Below are 21,506 nucleotides of genomic sequence, written 5' to 3' on the forward strand. Positions count from 1 at the left end.
GCATACGGCAAGATGTTCTGGTGACCCAACTGCCGCGCACCCCAGCCCCAACGTCAACGTCGACAGACCGCCCAGACGGGGCAATCCACGCCCAGCTGGCCGATGAGCTCGGCGTAAAGCCATGGCAGGTCAAAGCGGCAGTCGAACTGCTCGACGGCGGATCCACCGTTCCGTTTATTGCCCGCTACCGCAAGGAAGCCACCGGGACGCTGGACGACGGCCAGCTCCGCGAGCTCGACGAACGCCTCCGCTACCTCCGCGAACTGGCGGACCGCCGTCGTACTATCCTCGATGCGATTGACGCGCAGGGCCAGCTGACGCCCGAACTGAAGAAGGCAATCCTCTCCGCTGACACCAAGTCCCGGTTGGAGGACATCTACCTCCCGTTCAAATCCAAGCGCCGGACCAAGGCACAGGCCGCGCGCGAAGCCGGGCTGGAACCGCTCGCGGACGCCTTGGTCAAGCATCCGGACCTTGACCCCGAGCGTGAGGCCGCCAAGTACCGCAATGCACAGCACGCCATCGATGACTCTGCGGCCGCTCTTGCCGGAGCCCGTTCCATCCTCGTGGAGCGTGCCGCGCAGGATGCAGACCTTGCCGAGACCCTCCGCGAACGGCTGTGGACCCAGGGGAGGCTCGTCTCCCGGGTGAAGAAGGGCAAGGAGTCTGAAGGTCAAAAATTTGCCGACTACTTCGAGTTCGCGCAGGCCCCCGCCGGCATGCCTTCCCACCGGGTGCTGGCGCTGCTTCGGGGTGAGAAGGACGGGATCCTTGACCTCGATCTGGCTGAAGCAGACCCCGCGGACGACGGCGCCCTGGCCGCCGCCCGCACCCGCTACGAGTCTGCGGTAGCCAGGTTCCTCGGGGTTGCCGACCGCGGCCGGCCGGCCGATGCCTGGCTGGTGCAGACCGCCCAGCTGGCCTGGCGTTCCCGCGTCCTGGCCCGTCTCACGGCTGACCTGCGCGGCAGGATGTTTGCCGCCGCGGAAGACGAGGCGGTCCGCGTCTTCGCCGCCAACCTGCGCGACGTCCTCCTCGCTGCCCCGGCCGGCAACCGCTCAACCCTGGGACTGGACCCCGGCCTGCGCACCGGCGTGAAGGTAGCCGTTGTGGACGGGACCGGAAAGGTGGTGGCGACGGATACTGTTTACCCGCACGCACCGGCCAGGAAATGGGACGAAGCCCTCGCCGCCCTGTCCCGGCTGGCGCGGCAGCACAACGTCGAACTTATCGCCATCGGCAACGGCACCGGCTCCCGCGAAACGGACAAACTGGCCTCTGACCTCATCAAACTGCTGCCGGACGTGGACCGGAAGCCACAAAAGCTCGTGGTGTCCGAGGCTGGCGCCTCCGTCTACTCGGCCTCCGCGCTCGCCGCCGCCGAGCTGCCCGGAATGGATGTGTCCTTGCGCGGTGCAGTATCAATTGCCCGGCGCCTCCAGGACCCGCTGGCCGAGCTGGTCAAGATCGACCCGAAATCCATTGGCGTGGGCCAGTACCAGCACGACGTCACGGCGGCGAAACTGGACCGCAGCCTGGACGCTGTGGTGGAGGACTGCGTGAATGCCGTTGGCGTGGACGTGAACACAGCCTCGCCGGCGCTCCTGAGCCGGGTGGCCGGCGTCGGGCCGCTCCTTAGCCAGAACATCGTGGCGTACCGCAACCAGAACGGCCCCTTCGCCAAACGCGCAGACTTGAAGAAGGTCCCCCGGCTAGGTGCGAAGGCTTTTGAACAGTGCGCCGGGTTCCTGCGCATCACGGGGGGAGCCGAGCCCCTGGACGCGTCCAGCGTGCACCCTGAGGCGTACGCTGTGGCGCGGCGGATCCGCGCGGCCGCCGGCTCGGCGCCTGCCGCTTCGCTGGATCCCGCCGCATTCGTGGACGACACGTTTGGGCTGCCCACCGTCCGGGACATCCAGGCGGAACTCGACAAGCCCGGGCGCGATCCCCGCCCGGCCTTTGCTGCGGCAACGTTCTCTGAAGGCATTGAGAAGATCTCGGACCTCAGGCCGGGAATGGTGCTTGAAGGGACGGTCACCAACGTGGCGGCCTTCGGTGCCTTCGTGGACGTCGGTGTTCACCAGGATGGACTGGTGCACGTTTCGGCGCTGGCCGACCGGTTCGTCGCCGACCCCCGTGAGGTGGTCAAGTCCGGCCAGGTTGTCCGCGTCAAGGTCCTGGCAGCGGACCCTGAACGTAAGCGGATCTCGCTGACCTTGAGGCTCGACGACGAGCCCGGTGCCGTTTCCGGCAATGCCTCGCGGCAGCGCGGAAATGACTCCCGTGTCGGGCAGCCGGGCCCGAAGGGATCCGGCACGGGTCTGGCCCAAAGGCCCGGAACGGGATCCGGCAAGAAGCCTTCACGGGCCCCCGGAAAGGCTCCCGGAAAGGCCCCCGGCAGGGCGGTCCCGGATCCGGATCCGGATCCGGATCCGGCCAACACGGCCATGGCTGAGGCGCTTCGCAGGGCTGGCCTGGGTAAGTAGTCGCCCGTCGGGCTAGATGTCAGGCGAGCGAAAGCACGAAGGCGAGGACGAAGCCGGCCGCAGTGCTGAGTGCCACCGCCGGACCTCCGTGTTCGTAGGCTTCGGGCATCAGGGTGTCCGCGAGCGAAGCGATCACGGCCCCGGCGGCGAACGCCAATGGCAGGGAGATGGCTTCCGGGTCTGTCCCGCTCAGTGGGCCGGCGCCAATGACGACGGCGGCCACCAGCAGGATGCCACAAGCCACCCAGAGCCCGATAATGCTCCCGGCGGAGCGGCCCTGGCTGCGCATCGATGCCGCTCCGACCAACGCCTCGGGGAGATTCGAGACGAAGATGGCCGCCAACAGCGCCAGCCCGCCGGTCCCTTCCCCCAGTGAGACCCCGAGCGCTATGTTCTCCGGAACTCCATCGAGGGTTACTGCCGCCAGCAAGGCCAGCCCGGCGGCGCCCTGCGTTGAGGCTGCGGTTGCAGGCTTCTCCTGGACGGCGGCTCCCGTGTCCAGCTTCGCACTGCCTCGCACCTCGTCCGCAGGGGCGGCCTCTTCCGCGGGTCCTGGCTGGGCCCAGCGGTCAAGGAATGCGCTGAGCACAGTAAAAACCACGGCCCCCAGCAGCAAGCCTGCGGCAGCCCTGATGATGCCGCCGCGTTCGTAGGCGTCCTGGAACAGTTCGAACGCCAAGGCAGTAATGAGCGAACCGGCAGCGAAAGCCAGAAGCATGGCCAGCAGCCGTTTTGGAAGCTCGAAGCGTACACCGATGAGGGCACCCAGCAACAGGGCACTGGATGCAATGACGCCGAACCACAACGACATCAACATGCCGCAAGTATAGGAGCGGTGTTCGACTTTCGGCAGTGCGGGTTTTTCTGTAATGGTGGGCGTATGACCTATTTCCTGGAGTACACAATTCCTGCCCCTGCCGGTGCGGACGAGTTCGAGTTTCCCCATGATGAGATCAATTCCGGCACGACCATCCCGTTGTCAGAGACCCGCGCCGAACACGTCCATGCCTCCGAGCTGCCTGCACGCACCGGCATCGTCGGTGCCACGGTCCCCGAAGCCAAGCTCGAAGCCGAACAGCTCATCGGACACAGCCGCGCCACGGAGGGGTCCCTTTACTTTGACCCGTCCAACTCACTGCAAGCCGGAGTGGGAACTTTGGTAGCAACCTTCCGTGAAGGCTTCGGCTGGCAGGACGAAGCGACCGGAGAGCCATAAAAGCCGCGCAAAAAGCTAAGTGGACCTCGGCAGCGGCGGCGGACTGAAATACCGGTTCCGCTGGGGCGTCCGCCTGGGATCGATATGGCCCGGCGGGGTAAACCACGGGATGCCGTTGCGCATGGTGATACCCCACTCCTCCTTGTGGATGACGTGGTGGTGATGGGAGCAAAGCAACGCAGCGTTGTCTACCGACGTGGCGCCGCCCCGGGACCAGTAGTGGACATGATGTGCCTCGCACCAGGGAGCGGGCATGGTGCAGTTGGGAAACGTGCAGCCCTGGTCGCGGGCCGTCAGCGCAGTCCGCTGCGCCGTCGTGAACAGCCTTGTCCTGCGGCCGAGGTCGAGGACTTCGCTGCTGGAACCCAAGAGGACCGGAAGGATGTCCGCGTCGCACGCCAGCTTGCGGAGGCTCGCGGCGGCCACCGGTCCTGTGAAGGCGAACGCTCCGGTGCCGGCCCCCACATGAGGCTCCTGCGGAAACAGGTCCCTGTAGTGGACCGTGGCCATAATTTGCGGCCTGCGCCCACCAGTTGCCGGCAGTGCATCGGTGGACAGTCCCGCCTTGACCGCAGCTACGATCCCATCCAGCTGCTTCTGCGGGCGGGAGCGAAGGTCGAGCCGGACCTCGGCCCCGGGAGGTTTGCCGTCGGAGAAGCTCCGGGGTTCCATCGCCTCCTTGGCCCCACCTGCCTCGACGTTCGCCCGCGGATTGGTCGCCGCGTTCATGACCGTGAGAAGGTGCTCGAACTGGTCGGTGGTGGCGAATACCTCGATGTGGTGAAGGCCGTGCCGGGGCTTCCGGATGAACGCACCCTGGATTTGGCGAAGGGCCTCTTCGCTGGGCTCGGTGCCATCGGCGTCGACGGTCTCGGCCCAGCGCCGGGCCACCCGTACCAGGAAGTCCGGGTCGGCGGACCCTGCGGTCCGGCTCAGGTCTTGTTCGATCCGGTCCAGGACCGCCGGAGTGGTGAGCTGTTCAAGCCGGTCCAAAGTGGCGCTGATGACGGTTCCGGCGTATGAGGACATTTGTGGCGCGGCCAGGCGGGGCAGTTTTTCGTCCGCCGTGTCGGGGGAGGGCAGCTGCTCAGGGCCACAGACCTCTGGCATAAGTGCGGCAGCCAGATGGCTTCGGGAGGCCGGGACAATCTCGCCCGTCAGGGCGGTGGCTGGCAGGACCTGGCACGCCAAGGCCAGCCGGCGGCGCGCTTCCTGCCTGGGGATCCGCAGGCTGATTCGGAGGAATTCGGAAGCGTCCCGGCAACCGTCGTCCGCGGGGGAAGTCCTGGCCGTCCCGTCCGGCCGGCCCGCTGCGCTTGCTGCATTTGCCACACTGATGGCCCGGGTCCGGGTCCGCTCCACTGCGCCCGCCGCCAGAAGCTGGAGGTATTCCACCCTCCGGGCGAGTTCCTCCACCATGCCGGCTGTGTGGGCAGCCTCCACGTAGGACACCGCATCCAGCGACGCCGACGCCACGGAAGTTGCCGCCGAAATCAGGACACCAGCGCGCTCCACCCAACGGGCCAGATCAGGGCCCAGCTCCGGTTCAGCCGGGTCAGCGCCCCCGAAATCGGAGACGGCCACGGCGTGAAGGCGGCCCGGCACGCCAAGCCGCGTGCCGGCGTCGTCCGCGCCATTCCCCGCAAGAGCTTGCCCGAATGCTTCCACGACTCAACCCTGTCAAACGGCAGCGCCCGCCGTCACCGGCCAATTTCCCTATGTGGACAACCCGCCCGGACGGGGACATTGACGTGTCACCGGGTGGCTGCCACGGCAGCCGTCCGGTAGCTTCCGGGGCCGCTAACGGCGTTCTCCTAAGGGTGCCTGGTTCCGTGCCCCGCCAGGACACTCCGGTACCCCTCACGGAAGGTGGGAAACACAAAGTCCACGCCGGTGCTCCGCAGCAGGGTGTTCCGGCAGCGCTTATTGCCACCTCGGGCAGGCCCGGCGTCGCCCACGGGCGGTTCAGCGAGTCCCAGTTCGTTTGCCAGGAACCGCAATACGGAGCCCAGGTCCGCGGGGGCGTCATCCACCCCCACATAGAGGGGCGCGGGGTCCGCCGTCATGCTGCACAACTGCACAATCGAGGCTGCCGCGTCATCCCGGTGGATCCGGTTCGTGTAACGGACGTCGCGGGGGATGACGGCGGATCCGGTCTTCACCTGGTCGATGAGCCGGGTGCGGCCCGGCCCGTAGATGCCGCCCAGCCGCAGCGACACCGCCGCAGTCCCGGTGCCCGCCAGCCGGGTATGCAGCAGGTCCTCCGCCTCCACCAGGACCCGGCCCGAGAATCCCCCGGGGTTCGGCATGGTGCTCTCGTCCACCCAGTCGCCGCCCGCGTCGCCGTACACCGCGGTGGAAGAGACGAACAGGACCCGTTGCGGCGCGACGCGGTCACGCATCAACGCATCCAGCACGTGGTTCACAGCGCCCAGGTAGGCGGCCCGGTAGGCCTCCTCGCTGGGGGAGTCAGCTGCCACGGCAATTACGACGGCGTTGGTATCGGCCGGGACCCGGGGAAGATCGGGGGCACTCAAGTCAGCCGCCACGCCTTCGATGGCAGGCGGCAGTTTCGCGGGGCTGCGCCGCCACCCGACAACGCGGTGCCCCTGCGCGGCGAACCGCAGCCCTGCCTCGGCGCCCAGGTCTCCGCAGCCGGCCAAGAGGATCGTCATGCTATTACGGAGCCTCCACCGGGAAGAACACCCGTGGGTCCTGCAACAATGCCGGGTAGGTGAAGGCCGATCGGTCGATGATCTCGGTGACCGTGAAGTTCCGGCCGAACCGGCCATCCTCCAGCGTGATGGGCCGGCCCACCACCTGGCCCACGGCGAACTTGGAGCCGTTTTCAAACGGCACAGCCACCGGGGTCTTGCCCGGAAGGGTGGAGAACGCTTCCTCCTGCGCCTGACGCTTGCGGGTGGGCTTCTTCAGCTTGGGCCTGGGTGCAGCCTTCTTGGGTTGCTTCGACGGCCGGCGCGAACCGTCCTCGATGTAGACCGGGGAGTACTCCTCAGCCGCGGCAGCGGCGCTGCGGTTCACGAAGGGCAGGGCGACCGTGTCCAGCGTGGCGGGGTCGACATCGTCGTGCGGGGAACGGAGGATCCAGAGGATCTCACCCTCCGGCTCCTGGGGCAGGAACTCGTGCCGCGGTTCGGGCCAGACGTAATCCAGGTCCGGGGTGGCATCGGTAAAGACGGAGCCGTAGAAGGCCGGTTCCTTGCGGAGCAGCCGCGAGCGGTGGCTCAGGTGGAAATCAGGATCACCCAGCCACGGCGGCAGGGTGATCTTCGCAGCGTAGTCCGGGTGGGCGGCCTGGGGCGCGAACTCGGTGATGTTGGCACGGGTGTTATCCGGGTGGCCGCGCTGCTCCCACTCCTCAACCATCGCCAGCCCGTACATGGTGAGCGCGGGCACGTGCCCCATCCACATGCGCACGGCGGGGTGGGTCTGCCAGCCGTATTCCGGAATGACCAGTGCACGCAGGATCTGGAGCGCCTCAACGCGCTGCTTTCCGAGCCGGGCGGTGTCCAGGGCGGCGGCGCTTTGCCGGAAATCAGGGTGCGGGAGGAAGGTTTGCATCCATTCAGTCTGACGGCAACCGGCCGATGTTCCAATTGCAGTGCCCGCGGACACATCCTTGCGCGAGGTGTCCGAATAATGGACGCACGCATACGGCGGCGCTTCGGGTGCACTAAGATCTCCGCAACCACCCCAGCGTTTTGGAAGCTTCCCATGACTACTGCATCCCAATTTATCCCTGAAAAAGCACCGGCCCCGCTGCCCCGCTACGGCCAAATGCTCGCCCCGGAGGCCAATGGCATCCTGGTCCTTGACGAGTTCACCCTGGACCCGGCCGCCGCGCTCCACGAGCAGCACCGCTTCCGTGACGGCATGGCGGCAGTCGCCCGCACCGTGCGCAGGATCGCAGCGCTCCGCGTAATCGTCGCAATCGTCGCCATCGGCAACCTCCCCCTGTTCCTGCTCTCGAGCGGTTGGTGGATCTACGGCGTTTCGCTGGCGCTGGTGGTCGGCGTGCATGTGGCGGTGACCCTCATCAACCGGCACGAGCCCAGGATCCGCCAGCGCTCCGCGCTGGAACTGCACATGCACCGCGAACGCAGTGCCAACTACCGCAAGGTGCGGGACGCCGTGAAGTACATGATCGACACTCCCAGCCGGATGAATGAGCAGCTCTACCTTGAACTGCTTGCCGTCAAGCGAGTTGCCCTGAACCTTGCGCACGGCACGGTGGCGCTGCTGGATACCAGCGACGACTCCGCCTGGAAAGTGCGCATCGTCCGGGAACTTCCCGCAGCCGGCTGACGCGCTGGCCCAACATCCGTTTCCCCTGGCCGTCCCGGTTCGGGGCAGCAACAGTTAAAGCACGACGCCGGCACCTCCGTTTGGGGGTGCCGGCGTCGTGCTTTGTGGCCAACGGAATTTGTCTATCGCCGGCCCGATATTGGGTCGCCCTGGGCGGGCGGTGCAACTGCTGGCGCAGCCGCGGGTGCTGGATTACGCGGGGAGCTGCAGGACCTGGCCTTCGAAGACGAGGTCCGGGTCAGCGATGGTGTCCGCGTTCGCGTCGGCCAAGTGCTGCCAGCCGCCTTCGATGCCCAGCTTTTCAGCCACGATGCTCAGCGTTTCGCCGGCGGCGAGGGTGTGGGTCTCGCCGCTCAGTGCCACCTCGGCTGCGTGCGCGGCGCCAGGGGTGCCCACCGGGGCGTTCTGTACCGGCACGCTCTCCACCGGGGCTGACTGGACCGGAGCGGCTTCAACCGGGGCTGCCTGGACCGTGCCCGTCGCGCCGCCGCTCAGGCCCAGCTGGGCGGAACAGGAGGGCCAGGCGCCCCAGCCCTGTGAAGCCTGGACCTGCTCAGCTACGGCAATCTGCTCTTCGCGGGTGGCATCAGATGCCGCGCCGGTGCCGCCGTATGCGGACCAGGTGGAGTCGGTGAACTGCAGTCCGCCGCTGAAGCCATTGCCGGTATCGATCGACCAGTTGCCGCCGCTCTCGCACTCGGCCAGGGCATCCCAGGTGGAGGAGCTGGTGGTGGCGTTTGCGGCAGTGGCGGAGAGAGCGAGGCCTGCTGCGGAAATGGCAGCTACGGTCATCCCGCGGCGCGCGGCAGTACGGAAAGTGGTGTTTTTCATGATGGTGATGCTCCTGAAGGCCACCAGCGCTGGCTCCGTCCCCGAAGATGATCGCGCCACTGCCCGCCCCTGACGAATAGAGGTCAACTTCGGCTGCTGCCGTTGGGCAGTTGGGTGAAGGCAGCGCCGGGCATTCATGGGCCCGCCGGGCGGGCATGCACTTCACGCTAGGACATGGCGGGGCCGTTATCAAATCGAGATCAAACCTGGGTGGAAGCTGGTGGTCGGCTGGACGAGGCACGATCCGTCCGGGCGCACTATCCTGACCGGATGGATAACATTGCGGATGGCCCGGCTGTGTCAGAGCTCCCGGACCAGGCGGCCGTTCCCGCCAAACTGCTTCCGGTGGCCGAACTCCACCTTCACATCGAAGGCACCCTGGAGCCGGAACTGATCTTTGCCCTGGCTGAGCGCAACGGCATCGACTTGCCCTATGCCGGTCTGGACGAGCTGCGCCGGCGCTACGAGTTCACCGACCTTCAGTCCTTCCTGGACCTCTATTACGCCAACATGGCGGTGCTGCAGACGGAGCAGGACTTCGCGGACATGACGCGTGCGTACCTGGAACGGGCTGCCGCTGCGGGTGTCCGGCATGCGGAGGTCATGATGGACCCGCAGGCGCACCTGTCCCGTGGCATTCCGTTGGAGACCTGCGTCAATGGTGTCGCCTCCGTCCTGGCCAGCTCCATGCAGGACTACGGAATCTCCACCATGCTGATTGCCGCCTTCCTGAGGGACCTGCCGGAGGACTCCGCGCTGGAGGTCCTGGAGGCACTGCTGGCCATGGGCGCTCCCATCGGGGCCGTGGGCCTGGACTCGGCAGAGGTGGGCAACCCGCCAGCCAAGTTCGAACGGGTCTTTGCCCGGGCGCGCGAGGCGGGCCTGAGGCTGACCGCGCACGCAGGCGAGGAGGGTCCGCCGTCGTACATTATCGAGGCCCTGGATGTACTGGGCGTGGAACGGATCGACCATGGCATCCGCTGCATGGAGGACCCCGACCTGGTGGAACGCCTGGTCGATGCCCGCATCCCGCTGACCGTCTGCCCGCTCTCCAACGTCCGGCTTCGTGCCGTAGACACTCTCGCGGACCATCCCCTGCCGGCCATGCTCGCCGCAGGCCTGAACGTTTCGGTCAACTCAGACGATCCCGCGTACTTCGGCGGCTATGTGGACGATAACTTCGCCCAGCTTCAGGACGTTTTAGAGCTCTCCGATTTCGATCGGGCCCGGCTCGCCGCGAATTCCGTCCACTCGTCCTTCGCCAGCGAGGAGCGGAAGGCCCAGCTGCTGGACGAACTGAACGGGCTGTAGGGCGCCGCGCAGCACTGCCGCCCTGTCCTGTGTCCTACGCAACAACCGGTGCGCGATGCCGCTAAACTGGTTCCCGCAGGCGTGTCTGGAGAGTGCAGGGCGGCACCCATGTCTGCGGGTTGTGCAGTCAGCCCCTACCGGGATCTCCGCCTCACTTGTTGCGATGACCGCTTCATAGATGGTCATGACACGCAGAGTTAACCATTTCAAGTCGCGCGAATTAACCGGCAGTTGGCAAGATGCCTAAGACCGATCGCTTTATAAAAGGGGAATCATGGCCAAGTCCACCGCAGAAAACACCTTCCTTCGACTCAAGACGGTGCTGGATGTCCTGACCGAGGGTGTGTGGTCAGGCGATGCGCTGAACGCCGGACAGGTCCTGGCCGAGGCCACGGCCCGGGTGCCGTTCAACGAGCATGAGGCCGAGCTTCTCAGCGGTGGCATTCCCCGCGGCCACAAGACCCTCACCGCTGCCACGGCCAAGCTGGTCAAGGCCGGCTGGCTGGTCAAGGGCCGTTCCGGCTGGACCATCACCGAGGACGGAATGCGTGCCACGGTCGCCTTCCCGGATGCGGTCTCCTTCGCCACCGCGCTCGACGCCGGCACCCCGGTTCCGGCCGGTACTCCCGTTCCCGAGGCTCCCGCCGGATTCGTCCGCAGCTTCGCTCCGGTAGCAGCGACCGGCGCAGGTGCGGACGCGGCAAAGGCCGCGGACAAGGGAGCTGCGAAGAAGACCGCCAAGCGGACCCCGGCGAAGAAGGCCGCCGAGGCGGTGGGCAAGGCAGCGAAGGTTATCGAGGACGCCGTCGAGCCCGTGGTGAAAGCCGTGCGCAAGGGCAAGGCAGCGCCGGCTGAAGCCGCCGCTCCGGGCGCCGCCGCCGAGCCCCTTGAGGGTCCCGACGTCGAAACCCTGCCGCAGCCTGAGGCCGTGGCCGTAGCCGGCGACTTCAACACGATCCTGGGAGCCCCGGAAAACTGGGCACCGCAGTACGACGAAGCCCAAATGGAATTCGACTTCCTGGACCAGCTCTGGAAGAAGAGCGCTGAACTCCCCGCCGGGTACTACACGTTCAAGATCGCCCTCAACCGGTCCTGGGACGAGAACTACGGCGCATTCGGCACCTTCGACGGCGCAAACCACGAACTGCACCACAGCGGTGGCACGGTGACCATCCGCTACAACCACAGCACCCGCGACATCACCATCAACTAGCAGGTCATCATCACCTGAGCAGCCGGGGCCGGCGCGGGAGGGGAGCACCATGGGCAGGCACAGCGGTCCGTCAGACGGCGCGGTGCGGATGAGCGCGCGGGTCCACGGCGTGGTCCAGGGCGTGGGATTCCGTTTCCGGACCATGGGCAAAGCCGAGGAGTTGGGCCTCACCGGCGTGGTGGAAAACCTCGCCGACGGTTCCGTCTCCGTGGTGGCCGAAGGGCCGGAAGAGCAGGTATCCAGCCTCCTCGACTGGCTGCGTTCCAGCCACGCGCCCGGACGAGTTGAACGGGTGGACCAGTCGTTTACCGCGGCAGAGGGTACGTTCCGGGAGTTCAGCGCCCGCTGAGCCCCAGGAACGCGCCCAGCTCTTCCAAGGCCGCCGGTCTGTGCGGCATGTAGCTGGTCAGCTCCGGAGCGCGCACGATCACGGCACGCCACTGGCCGCGTGACACCGCGACGTTGATGCGGTTCCTGTTCAGGAGGAAATCCGCCCCGCGCGGAGCTTCCGACACCGCCGAACAGGCCATGGACACGATGACCACAGGCGCTTCCTGGCCTTGGAATTTGTCCACTGTGCCCACCCGTACTCCGGGCAGTCCGGCGTCGGCCAAGGTCTTCCGGATGAGGTGGACCTGGGCGTTGTAGGCGGCCACTACCAGCACGTCCTGCTGGTCCAGGGGGCGCGGCTCCGCGTCGGGTCCGGACACCCACTTCAGGCCAAGGTGGCGGTGAACCTGTCGGAGCACTTCGCCGGCCTCCTCGACGGAGGAGGTGGTGTTACCCGTGTGGTCCACGAAGACAGTTTCCACCCCGGCGGCCGGTCCTTCCAGGGACCGGAGCGACGCCGCAGGGGCGGATTGCAACCGGCCGTCGTAGCTCAGCCGCGAGACCTTGCCGCAAAGATCCGGATGCATCCGCCATGAGTCAGCCAGGAAGTACCCGAGCGGGGCCGGCAGCGTGGCATGTCCGGCAGCGAGCCATCCGAGTGCTGACTCGTCCACCGGCTCCGGGTGCGCGCCCTGCGTGACCTGCGGCAGCTGCTGCGGATCGCCCAGCAGCAGCAGCCGCCGTGCCGCGCGGGACACTGCCAGGGTGTTGGCAAGGGAAAACTGCCCGGCTTCGTCGATGACCAGCAGGTCCAGGGAGCCTGCGGGAACTTCCTTGCCGGTCATGACCCACGCGGTTCCGCCCACCAGGCATCCGCCGGGAGCCGCGAGCAGCGCGGCGACGTCCCCGTCCCGTGTGTGGTTCCACGGCACCTCGTGGCGGTCGGCCAGTTTTTTGGCGACGACTGCGGGGCTGACGCCGCCGGTGTCGACGGCCCGGCAGAGCAGGTTTTCCACGACGTTGTGGGACTGGCCCACCACGCCGATCTTCCATCCCTCGGCCACCAGCCTGCCGATGACGTGGGCTCCCACGAAGGTCTTGCCGGTACCGGGCGGCCCTTGCACGGCCAGGAAGGACCGGTCCAGGTCAAGCAATGATTCCGCGATGGCGGCGGCGTAGCCGGCCGTGCCGTCCGGGCTGTACCGCACCGGGACCGGGGCGGTGAGCGTGTGGAACCGGGGCGGCCGTTTGCGCAGGATGTCCAGGCCCGGGTGGGCGGGCAGGTCCGGGAATGTGGCGGCAACGCTGTCCGCGATCTCCGCAAGGGCGGCTTCGATGCCGGGGGTGCGAATGGGCTGGTCCTCCGTCAGGGCCACGGGAAAGTCCGGGTACGCCGCAACCTTGCCGGTCTCACGCTCCACTACCGTAACCAGGACCTGAGCGGGGTCGTCCTGTGCCGGCACGAGGTCGGTGATCCGGGTGCCGAAGGCATAGGCCCGGGCATCGGCGGCAGCATCCGGGGCGGCCATGCCCGGCGGCGGGGGAGCGTCGAAAAGTCGGCACCAGGTGGAACCGGCGCGGAAATCCGATCCCTCCGTCATGGTGCCGCGCAGGCGCACCACCCTGCTGCGCATCCGTTCGCGAGGTTTCGCCAGAGCCCAGTCCTGCTCAACCTCGGCGGAGGAGACAACGAACACGTTCCGCTGCTCCGACCAGCTTTCCAGCGGCGCTTCGACGCGGTCGAAGTGCTGCCACCAGAACTGCTTGCGCTCACGCCGATGGTAGCCCGTGGCCGCCGCCACCATGGCGATGGCACGCTCGTCGTCCGTCCACGGACGATCGTCCGGAAGCACTGACAGGTAACGGCGCAGCCGGGATTCCCCGCCGGACTCGGTGAGGATTCCGTCCGCGGCTTCCCCCGTGGACTCAGTGCCGGGATTCTTAGGGTACTCACCGGCTGGATCACTGGAGGCCTTCCCTGACGTTTCGCTGCCGGGCGTGCCTGCGGCTGCTCCACCAATGTCCAGCAGCCAGTCCCGCAGCCGCAGCGTGGACAGGCAGTCATAACGGTTGTAGTCCGCGATGGAGGCCAGGACCGTCTCGGCCTCCTCCTGCCGCCCGGCATCCCGTGCCGCGCAGTAAGCGGCGTAGGCCACCACGGAGGCGCCGGCGTCCTTCACATCGCCCGAGCGGAGGTTGTCGCCCATGTAGAGAGGTTCGAGCTTTTTGATGGAGTAGGAGGCTTCGGAAATCCGCAGCGAATGGCGGACCGTGGCGTAGAGGTCCACCAGCACGCCGTCCCGCAGCCACTGGTCCACGGTGTCCTCCCCGGCCTGGTGGACCAGGGAGAGATTCCGGAGGGCAGTCCTCTCGTACGGCGCATAGTGGTAGACGTGCATGTCCGGGTACGCGGCCCGCCGCTCTTCCACGTAGGCGAGGAAGGCGAGGAATGCATTGCGCTCGCCGGAACGGGAATGGGCCCAGAAGGGCCGGAAGACCGGTTCCGTTCCGGCCCCGGGACATTTGCCGGTCCCGGGCGCGGGTGCTTCGACCACCCCGAACAAGTACTCGATGCCCCACACTCCTGTGGCCGGGTCCTGCCACAGCGGATCGCCTTCGAAGTCGAAGAAAATGTCACCCGGGCTCGGGGCAGGCAGGGAGCCGATGCTGTTCTCCGGCAACACCGTGAAGGACACCGTGTGGGGCTCCCCGTCCTTGGTGAAGGTGCGCGACCCGGCTACCGGGTCAAGGCCCAGCTGCATGCGCGCCTGGGCCCGAAGCCGGGCCACGGCCCCCTGTGCCACGGCAGCCGGCATGTCGGCCAGTTCGTCGATGGTGGCGATGTTCGCGGCGAGCAGCTTCCGCCGCTGCACCACGGACATCCCCGCCACCATGAGCAGGCCGCGGTGCGCCTGGACCTGTTCGGCGCAGTAATCGCAGCGGCCGCAGTGGACCACACCCGGCTGCTGCCACTGAACCGTCCCCGCGCTCTCGCGGTGGGTGGCCGTCAGCTGGCGGAAGCGCCGCCGTCGTTCGTGGAAAACCGGAAGCAGGTCCGGAAGTGAGTGCGTGCTGCGCAGCCAGTCGTCGCCTACGCGGGTGCCCAGCACCAGTGTGACGACGGGGGAGGGGTCCAGGCCCATCCCGATGAGCTGGTCACCGTAGGCGGCCAACTGCAGCAGCGCGCCCACTTTGGCGTGCCGCGCCAGCTTGGTGTCCCAGACTTCATAACGCCCCGGCGTCCCGGACCCCGCGGCCTCATTAACCAGAAAGTCGGCATACCCCAGGAACTCACCGTCGAAGAAAGTGGCTTGGAAGACGACGTCGGCCCCGGACCGGAGCGCGAGTTCCGTCTCGGCATGCCTCGCCTGGAGATCGCCGCGGGTGTTGGGCCCGCGCTCCAGCGAGTAGACCCCGGCACCCCGCGACGCGTCCCACACTCCGTACCTGGCGGTGAGGCTGGCCAGGACCTCCTGTTCGTGCCTGTCGCCCAGGACGCCGGCACGTGCCTGCATATCGTCGGCCGGGAACCCGGCCTTGGGAGAGCGGCCCAGCTTCTCATCCAGGATGCGCAGGGTCCGGTATTCGCATTCGCTGGCCGCCACCAGGTCGCTGGCGGAAAACACCAGGTCCGGCGGTGATCCGGGGCCGCCGTTGCCGGCGGCTTCGAGCAGAAACACGGGGCCTCCCCATCGACAGCCGGGCCGGCGGACGGTTGCCCGGGCCCTGGAATAAACGTAGCAACCGGCACTGACAAAGCGGGCAGCGCCCGAAGACCTCGGCTGCCAGCGCGCGCCTGCGAACCCCGCTGCCGCTGTTCGGGTGTGGACCGGGGCGCTGGTGCTAGCCGCCGTTGGCGGCGCGCACCTGGGCCTTGTCATGCTCGGCACGGGCCCGGCGCAGCAGGTCCGTGAATTCCGTTTCGTTCCGGATAAGCCGTTTGTACTTCTCGGGCAGGTTGCGGATCTGCTCTTCCTCCCGCACCATGCGGGCGAAAATCTTGTCCCGCTCCACCATGTCCGTCTCGTAGTTCAGGTCCAGGTAGTCCGTAGCGTGCCGGCGGGCATTGGAGACGGCGTTCTTGGCCTTGCCCTTGGGGCTGAAGATCGACGCCAGGACGGTGACCAGCAGCACTCCCAGGATCGCAGTGAGGGATACGCCGGTGCTGACCTCGACGACGTCCACGTGCTCGCCGCCGTTGATGAACGGCAGCGTGTTTTCATGCAGTGCGTGCAGGATCAGCTTGACGCCGATGAAGCCCAGGATGGCCGCCAGGCCGTAGGACAGGAAGATGAGCCGGTCCAGCAGTCCGTCGATCAGGAAGAAGAGCTGGCGCAGTCCCATCAGTGAGAACGCAGTCGCCGTGAACACGATGAACACGTTTTGGGTGAGCCCGAAGATGGCGGGAATCGAGTCGAGTGCGAACAGGATGTCGGTGCCGCCGATCGCCACCATGACCAGGAGCATCGGGGTGAGCACGCGCTTGCCGTTTTCCACGGTGAAAAGCTTGTCGCCGTCATAGTGCTGCGACGCCGGCAGGAACTTCTTCGCGAGCCGCACCACCAGGCCTTCGGCGTCATCGTCGTGGTCGTCGGGGCGGAGCAGGTTGCCGGCCGTGATCAGGAGGATCAATCCGAAGATGTAGAACACCCAGGCGAAGCTGTTGATCAGGGCAGCGCCAAGGAAAATGAAGGCCGTCCGCGCGATGAGCGAAAAGACGATGCCGAACAGCAGCACCTTTTGCTGGTCAGCCCGGGGCACCCTGAAGCTGGAAATGATGATCAGGAACACGAAGAGGTTGTCGACGGACAGCGCCTTCTCTGTGATGTAGCCCGCGAAGTATTCGGCGCCCATGGTGGTTCCGCCGAAAAGCAGCACGCCGAGCCCGAAAAGCAGCGCGATGCCCACATACAGGGACGACCAGATGGCCGCCTCCTTCAGCGAAGGAGTGTGGGCCTTGCGCACGTGGAAGAAGAAATCGAACGCCAGCAGCGCCACGATTCCGGCGACGGTCAGCGTCCAGACATAAGTGGGTACTTCCACGCGGCGGACCTTTCGTTGGAGTCCCTACCAGCGTACCTAAGCAGGCTTCAGAAGTTCGTGCTCGATGACGGCCGGGGTTGAAAGCGTCTTATAGCCCTCCTGCTCAAAGAGCACGGTGATGACGTCATCCTCATGCCGCATCACCAGGCCCGGGCCCCACTCCTTGTGCACCACTGCGGACTGGAGGGGAAAAGCTTGCGCAACCGCCGGATCCACTGCGCCGGTAAGCCCGGCCTCCCTTCCCGGCCCGGCGGCGCCGTGCGTTGCCGGTTCCCTGGCGCTGCTGGCGGCAGCCGTTTCCACGCAGTTGTCGCAGTTTCCGCAGGGTTGTGGCAGATCCTCGCCAAAGTACCCCAGCAGGAACTGCCGCCGGCAGCCATCGGTCTCGGCGTAGGCGCGCATCATGGCCAGCCGGGAATGCTCGACGTTCTGCCGGGCTTCGGAAAGTTCGACGGCGGTGCGCACCACAGTGGGAAGGTTCTCCGCCGACATGAGGCGGACGCCCCTCTTACCTGCCGCCACGGCTCCGGCTTCCTCGAGCTGGTTGACCAGGCCGGTAATCCGCCGCGCCGGCATGCCGGTCTGTTCCGCGAGCGCGCTCCGGGGTGTGGGCCCGCCCGCTGACCTGAGCGCCTTCAGCACCGCGAGCAGGGCGTCCGGGTCCGGAGCGCGGGTGGTGAAGAACTTTCGCAGCCCCAGGTCCTCCGAGCGGTAGTGCAGGATTGCCGCCGCAGGTTCGCCGTCCCGCCCCGAACGGCCGATCTCCTGGTAGTAGGCGTCCAGCGATTCCGGAATGTCGGCATGGACCACGAAACGCACGTTCGGCTTGTCGATTCCCATGCCAAAGGCAGTGGTGGCCACCACCACGTCCAGGCGGTCCGCCAGGAAGTCTTCATGGATTCGTTCGCGTTCCCGTGCCGGACGGCCTGCGTGATAGGCCTCTGCGCGCAGCCCGTCAGCGACGAGTCCGGAGGCGTAAACTTCCGTGTCCTTGCGCGTGGCAGCGTACAGGAGGCCGTGGCCGTCGCCCGCAAGTGCAGCCACCTGGCTCAGGACGGCCTGGCGCTTGATCTTGTCTTCGTGGTGTCGGATCACGTCCAGGCTGATGTTGGGCCGGTCGAACCCGTGGACCAGGATGAGCGGGTCCGCCATCCCCAGCCGTTCCACGATCTCGTCGCGTACCGGCGGGGAAGCCGTAGCTGTCAGTGCTGCGACCGGCGGATTCCCCAGCTGCCTGCGCACCTCGCCCAGGCTGAGGTAGTCGGGGCGGAAATCGTGGCCCCAGGACGAGACACAGTGGGCCTCGTCCACGACAAACAGCGAAATGCCGAGCGCTGCGATACGCTGCACCGTGGCGGGCTTGGCCAGTTGCTCCGGTGCCAGGAAGAGGAACGTTGCCTTTCCCGACTCCATAGCCTGCCACGCTGCTTCCACCTCCGCGTCGCCATGGGAAGAATTGATGGCGACCGCGGCGTCCGTCCCGAGGTCCTCGAGCAGCCCGTCCACCTGGTCCTCCTGCAAGGCAATCAACGGCGAAACGACGACGGCGGGAGCGCCCTCGGCTCTTCCGCCGCCCTGGTGCAGGTACAGGGCCGCCACCTGGTAAATGGCCGACTTGCCGTACGCGGTGGGCATCACTGCGAGGACGTCGCGGCCCGCGGCCAGGGCCGCCATGCCGGCCAGCTGGCCCTCACGCAGGCACGGCAGGTTGAAGGCGGACGCCGCGAGGGCGCTGAGGTCATGGTGGTCCGGCATCTGGCTTCTCCGCACGGTGGTTCCAGCGGCCGCTTGCTTCAGCCGTGGAATCCAGCGTACGCGGGCCAGGTTCCGTCGTCGCCATGGAAAATCCGCTATGTGGACAAAATCCGTGAATTGGTCTGCAACCCGGCCGCCGCGCACCGTGGGCCCTCCTTGACTTCCTGCGCACCCTGAACAAGTCTGGAGAAATCTGGTCCGCCGGCATGTGCCGCGGGTACCCGGGCCAGGACCAAGCCAAGGAGCATGTCGCGTGACGCGTGAAAACCCGAAGGTCGAAGAAGCCGACGAGTCCGAACTGGAAGTCAGCGGGCACCCCAAAACCTGGGCTGCCGGGGTTCCCGGGGTCTACTACTCCATGCAGCCGGCGCTCAAACATATGGGCGTGGGCCGGGCGGGAAAGACGCTTCTGGCGCTGAACCAGAAGGACGGCTTCGACTGCATGAGCTGCGCCTGGCCAGACCCGGGCCATCGCAAGACCTTCGAGTTCTGCGAGAACGGCGCCAAGGCCGTTACTTGGGAAGCCACCCCGGTAGTCATCGGCAGCGACTTCTGGGCCGGGCATCCCGTCAGCGAACTGCGGCAGCGGTCCGAATACTGGCTGGGCATGCAGGGCCGCCTCACCGAACCGGTGTACCGGAAGGCGGGGGAGGACCACTACCGCCCCGTCACCTGGGCCGAGGCGTTCCGCATCGTGGCGGACAAGCTCACTTCACTGGACAGCCCTGATGAGGCCGCCTTCTACACCAGCGGCCGCACGTCCAACGAGGCCGCGTTCCTGTACCAGCTGTTCATCCGCGCGTACGGGACCAACAACCTGCCGGACTGCTCCAACATGTGCCATGAATCCTCCGGCTGGGCCATGGGCCAGACCATCGGCATCGGCAAGGCCACCGTGTCCTACGACGACTTCGGCAAGGCCGACCTCATCATCATCATGGGCCAGAACCCGGGAACCAACCACCCGCGGATGCTGACCGCCCTGGAGGAAGCCAAGGAAGCCGGCTGCAGCATCGTGGCAGTGAACCCGCTGCCGGAGGCCGGGCTGATGCGCTACAAGAACCCCCAGAAGGTCAAAGGAATTATCGGCCGCGGCACTGACCTGGCGGACCAGTTCCTGCAGGTCCGGATCGGCGGGGACATGGCGCTGCTGCAGGCGGTCTCCAAGCGCGTGCTGGACGCCGAGGCCGCCAATCCTGGCACCGTGCTGGACCATGCATTCCTGGAAGAGCACTGCGAAGGCCTGGAGGAACTCCGCGCCCACCTGGCGGGCCTGGACGACGCAGCGGTCCTGGAGGCCACCGGCCTGCGGGCCCAAGAGATTGACGAACTTGCTGCCCGCTACCTGGCAGCGGACAAGGTGATCATCACCTGGGCCATGGGTATCACCCAGCAGAAAAAGGGCGTCGCCACCATCAAGGAGATCATCAACCTGTTGCTCCTGCGCGGCAATATCGGCAAACCGGGGGCCGGCGCCTCGCCCATCCGCGGCCACAGCAATGTCCAGGGCGACCGCACCATGGGTATCTGGGAACAGATGCCGCCGGCCTTCCTGGATGCCCTGGGCAAGGAATTCAACTTCGAACCGCCCCGAAGCCACGGCTATGACGCCGTGGAGACAGTGCGTCGGATGGCCGATGGCGGCATCAAGGCCTTCATCGCCCTCGGCGGCAACTTCGTGGGGGCGATTTCGGACACCACGGCGGCCGAGGCCGCCATGGAAAACACCGAACTGTCAGTCCAGATCTCCACCAAGCTCAACCGCTCGCACACGGTAACGGGCACCGAGGCCCTGATCCTTCCGACACTGGGCAGGTCCGAGATCGACCGGCAGGAGTCCGGCCCGCAGTTTGTCTCCGTGGAGGACACCGTGTGTGCGGTGCATGCCTCGCACGGCACCGTGGAACCCGTAGCCCCCGGCCTGCTGTCCGAGGTGGCAATCGTCTGCAGGATGGCCGAAGCGACGGTGGGCGGCCGGACCACGGCCGATTGGGCCGGCTTCGAAAAGGACTACGACCTCATCCGTGAGCACATTTCCCGCGTGGTCAACGGCTGCGAGGACTATAACCGGAAGATCCGGCAGGACGGCGGGTTCATCCTGCCCAACGGTCCCCGGGATTCGCGGACGTTCAACACCCCTACCGGCAAGGCCATCCTGACGGTCAACGAATTGGAACACGTGCAGCGGCCGGACGGCACACTGATCCTGCAGAGCATGCGCTCCCACGACCAGTTCAACACCACCATCTACGGCCACAACGACCGGTACCGGGGCATCAAGAAGGGCCGCGAAGTCGTGTTCGTCAATCCGGAGGACCTGGCTGAACTGGGGATCTCGGACGGCGACCATGTGGATGTCCGGGGCGTTCATCCAGACAATGTGGAGCGCGTCCTGAGGAACTACCGGGTGGTCTCGTACCCGTCCGCGCGCGGATGTGCCGCTGCCTACTACCCGGAGGCCAACGTCCTGGTGCCGCTGGAAAGCGTGGCCGAAGGAAGCCAGACGCCCGTGTCCAAGGCCGTCATCGTCAAGCTGGAACCGGTGGGCTGAGCCGGACCGCGGAAATGAGCGGCGCCGGCCAGCACGGACTGTGCGGGCCGGCGCCGCTCATGCTTTTGAGCCCCGCCGGTACGGGCTGAATGGCTTACTGCGCCGTGTCCGCCCAGCCACGGCTGGCGGGACCGCCGTCGGCACCGTCGCTGCAAAGCTGAAAGGCGACGCGCGCTGCCTTCTCCACCGCGGCGGCTGACGCGTCCTTCGAACCAGCGCTGCCTGTGCCGGCTTCGAGTCCGGCCGCGTAGCCCACCAGGAACGTGGTGACGGGCGCTGCCGCATGGATCACGGAATCCGCGGACTCCCGGGCCAGGTCGAGGAGCAGTTCCTGGTCCACCTTGAGGTCCAGGATCTGCAGTGCTTGGGCCAGCCGGTTGCTCCACTGGTCAAGTACCTGGGCTTCGTGCTCACTCACAGCCATGTTCCGCTCCTTCAACGCTT

General features: G+C 66.8%; 16 protein-coding genes. 7 read left to right on the forward strand and 9 right to left on the reverse strand.

Annotated features, from left to right (window positions below; genetic code table 11):
* The first annotated feature begins 29 nt into the window (after positions 1-29).
* Positions 30-2,486, forward strand: coding sequence for a Tex family protein (locus ACIQCM_RS14225; RefSeq protein WP_400608271.1), 2,457 nt, complete (start codon positions 30-32; stop codon positions 2,484-2,486).
* A 19-nt stretch (positions 2,487-2,505) separates the two neighbouring features.
* On the opposite strand, the gene ACIQCM_RS14230 is transcribed toward ACIQCM_RS14225, so the two are convergent.
* Complete coding sequence (locus tag ACIQCM_RS14230; RefSeq protein ID WP_400608094.1) at positions 2,506-3,303, reverse strand: ZIP family metal transporter; 798 nt, start codon at positions 3,301-3,303, stop codon at positions 2,506-2,508.
* 63 nt (positions 3,304-3,366) lie between these two features.
* Between ACIQCM_RS14230 and ACIQCM_RS14235 the strand changes: the two genes are divergently transcribed.
* Positions 3,367-3,702 (forward strand): hypothetical protein, encoded by a 336-nt coding sequence (locus ACIQCM_RS14235; protein WP_400608091.1) that lies wholly within the window; start codon positions 3,367-3,369, stop codon positions 3,700-3,702.
* Between the two features lie 15 nt (positions 3,703-3,717).
* Here ACIQCM_RS14235 and ACIQCM_RS14240 read toward each other — a convergent pair whose 3' ends face one another.
* The 3 genes from ACIQCM_RS14240 to ACIQCM_RS14250 form a co-directional block, all read right to left on the reverse strand.
* Positions 3,718-5,370: a DUF222 domain-containing protein gene (locus ACIQCM_RS14240; protein ID WP_400608088.1), complete on the reverse strand. Its 1,653-nt coding sequence runs from the start codon at positions 5,368-5,370 to the stop codon at positions 3,718-3,720.
* 146 nt (positions 5,371-5,516) lie between these two features.
* Entirely contained in the window at positions 5,517-6,377 is an 861-nt protein-coding gene (locus ACIQCM_RS14245; RefSeq protein WP_400608085.1) for an SDR family oxidoreductase, read from the reverse strand.
* Between the two features lie 4 nt (positions 6,378-6,381).
* Entirely contained in the window at positions 6,382-7,284 is a 903-nt protein-coding gene (locus ACIQCM_RS14250) for an MSMEG_6728 family protein (RefSeq protein WP_400608082.1), read from the reverse strand.
* A 216-nt stretch (positions 7,285-7,500) separates the two neighbouring features.
* On the opposite strand from ACIQCM_RS14250, the gene ACIQCM_RS14255 reads away from it, so the two are divergent.
* Complete coding sequence (locus tag ACIQCM_RS14255; protein WP_400608269.1) at positions 7,501-8,028, forward strand: hypothetical protein; 528 nt, start codon at positions 7,501-7,503, stop codon at positions 8,026-8,028.
* A gap of 192 nt (positions 8,029-8,220) precedes the next feature.
* On the opposite strand, the gene ACIQCM_RS14260 is transcribed toward ACIQCM_RS14255, so the two are convergent.
* The gene (locus ACIQCM_RS14260) at positions 8,221-8,859 is read right to left on the reverse strand and encodes a transglycosylase family protein (protein ID WP_400608080.1); all 639 of its coding nucleotides are present in this window, start codon (positions 8,857-8,859) and stop codon (positions 8,221-8,223) included.
* A 270-nt stretch (positions 8,860-9,129) separates the two neighbouring features.
* Here ACIQCM_RS14260 and ACIQCM_RS14265 point away from each other — a divergent pair, with 270 nt between their 5' ends.
* From ACIQCM_RS14265 to ACIQCM_RS14275, 3 genes are all read left to right on the forward strand, one after another.
* A complete protein-coding gene (locus tag ACIQCM_RS14265) occupies positions 9,130-10,170 on the forward strand; it encodes an adenosine deaminase (protein ID WP_400608077.1) in 1,041 nt (346 codons plus the stop codon).
* Positions 10,171-10,444: 274 nt separating this feature from the next.
* Positions 10,445-11,383 (forward strand): glycosidase, encoded by a 939-nt coding sequence (locus tag ACIQCM_RS14270; RefSeq protein ID WP_400608075.1) that lies wholly within the window; start codon positions 10,445-10,447, stop codon positions 11,381-11,383.
* Between the two features lie 49 nt (positions 11,384-11,432).
* Complete coding sequence (locus ACIQCM_RS14275; RefSeq protein WP_400608072.1) at positions 11,433-11,732, forward strand: acylphosphatase; 300 nt, start codon at positions 11,433-11,435, stop codon at positions 11,730-11,732.
* On the opposite strand, the gene ACIQCM_RS14280 is transcribed toward ACIQCM_RS14275, so the two are convergent.
* The 3 genes from ACIQCM_RS14280 to ACIQCM_RS14290 form a co-directional block, all read right to left on the reverse strand.
* Positions 11,719-15,393, reverse strand: a complete 3,675-nt coding sequence (locus ACIQCM_RS14280) for a TM0106 family RecB-like putative nuclease (RefSeq protein WP_400608069.1) — start codon at positions 15,391-15,393, stop codon at positions 11,719-11,721. The genes ACIQCM_RS14275 and ACIQCM_RS14280 overlap by 14 nt on opposite strands.
* A gap of 163 nt (positions 15,394-15,556) precedes the next feature.
* Positions 15,557-16,756, reverse strand: a complete 1,200-nt coding sequence (locus tag ACIQCM_RS14285) for a TerC family protein (protein WP_400608068.1) — start codon at positions 16,754-16,756, stop codon at positions 15,557-15,559.
* Between the two features lie 36 nt (positions 16,757-16,792).
* Positions 16,793-18,511: a RecQ family ATP-dependent DNA helicase gene (locus ACIQCM_RS14290; RefSeq protein ID WP_400608065.1), complete on the reverse strand. Its 1,719-nt coding sequence runs from the start codon at positions 18,509-18,511 to the stop codon at positions 16,793-16,795.
* Between the two features lie 253 nt (positions 18,512-18,764).
* Here ACIQCM_RS14290 and ACIQCM_RS14295 point away from each other — a divergent pair, with 253 nt between their 5' ends.
* Positions 18,765-21,062: an FdhF/YdeP family oxidoreductase gene (locus tag ACIQCM_RS14295; RefSeq protein ID WP_400608062.1), complete on the forward strand. Its 2,298-nt coding sequence runs from the start codon at positions 18,765-18,767 to the stop codon at positions 21,060-21,062.
* Between the two features lie 94 nt (positions 21,063-21,156).
* Here ACIQCM_RS14295 and ACIQCM_RS14300 read toward each other — a convergent pair whose 3' ends face one another.
* Positions 21,157-21,486, reverse strand: coding sequence for a DUF6457 domain-containing protein (locus ACIQCM_RS14300; protein WP_400608059.1), 330 nt, complete (start codon positions 21,484-21,486; stop codon positions 21,157-21,159).
* Positions 21,487-21,506 lie beyond the last annotated feature (20 nt).

The sequence above is a fragment of the Pseudarthrobacter sp. NPDC092439 genome, assembly GCF_044754945.1.
Lineage (GTDB): Bacteria > Actinomycetota > Actinomycetes > Actinomycetales > Micrococcaceae > Arthrobacter.

Excerpts from the sequence above, each read along its gene's own strand:
- ACIQCM_RS14230 (WP_400608094.1), bottom strand. The coding sequence starts at position 3,303 with ATGTTGATGTCGTTGTGGTTCGGCGTCATTGCATCCAGTGCCCTGTTG.
- ACIQCM_RS14235 (WP_400608091.1), top strand. The coding sequence starts at position 3,367 with ATGACCTATTTCCTGGAGTACACAATTCCTGCCCCTGCCGGTGCGGAC.
- ACIQCM_RS14245 (WP_400608085.1), bottom strand. The coding sequence starts at position 6,377 with ATGACGATCCTCTTGGCCGGCTGCGGAGACCTGGGCGCCGAGGCAGGG.
- ACIQCM_RS14250 (WP_400608082.1), bottom strand. The coding sequence starts at position 7,284 with ATGCAAACCTTCCTCCCGCACCCTGATTTCCGGCAAAGCGCCGCCGCC.
- ACIQCM_RS14255 (WP_400608269.1), top strand. The coding sequence starts at position 7,501 with ATGCTCGCCCCGGAGGCCAATGGCATCCTGGTCCTTGACGAGTTCACC.
- ACIQCM_RS14260 (WP_400608080.1), bottom strand. The coding sequence starts at position 8,859 with ATGAAAAACACCACTTTCCGTACTGCCGCGCGCCGCGGGATGACCGTA.
- ACIQCM_RS14265 (WP_400608077.1), top strand. The coding sequence starts at position 9,130 with ATGGATAACATTGCGGATGGCCCGGCTGTGTCAGAGCTCCCGGACCAG.
- ACIQCM_RS14270 (WP_400608075.1), top strand. The coding sequence starts at position 10,445 with ATGGCCAAGTCCACCGCAGAAAACACCTTCCTTCGACTCAAGACGGTG.
- ACIQCM_RS14275 (WP_400608072.1), top strand. The coding sequence starts at position 11,433 with ATGGGCAGGCACAGCGGTCCGTCAGACGGCGCGGTGCGGATGAGCGCG.
- ACIQCM_RS14290 (WP_400608065.1), bottom strand. The coding sequence starts at position 18,511 with ATGCCGGACCACCATGACCTCAGCGCCCTCGCGGCGTCCGCCTTCAAC.
- ACIQCM_RS14300 (WP_400608059.1), bottom strand. The coding sequence starts at position 21,486 with ATGGCTGTGAGTGAGCACGAAGCCCAGGTACTTGACCAGTGGAGCAAC.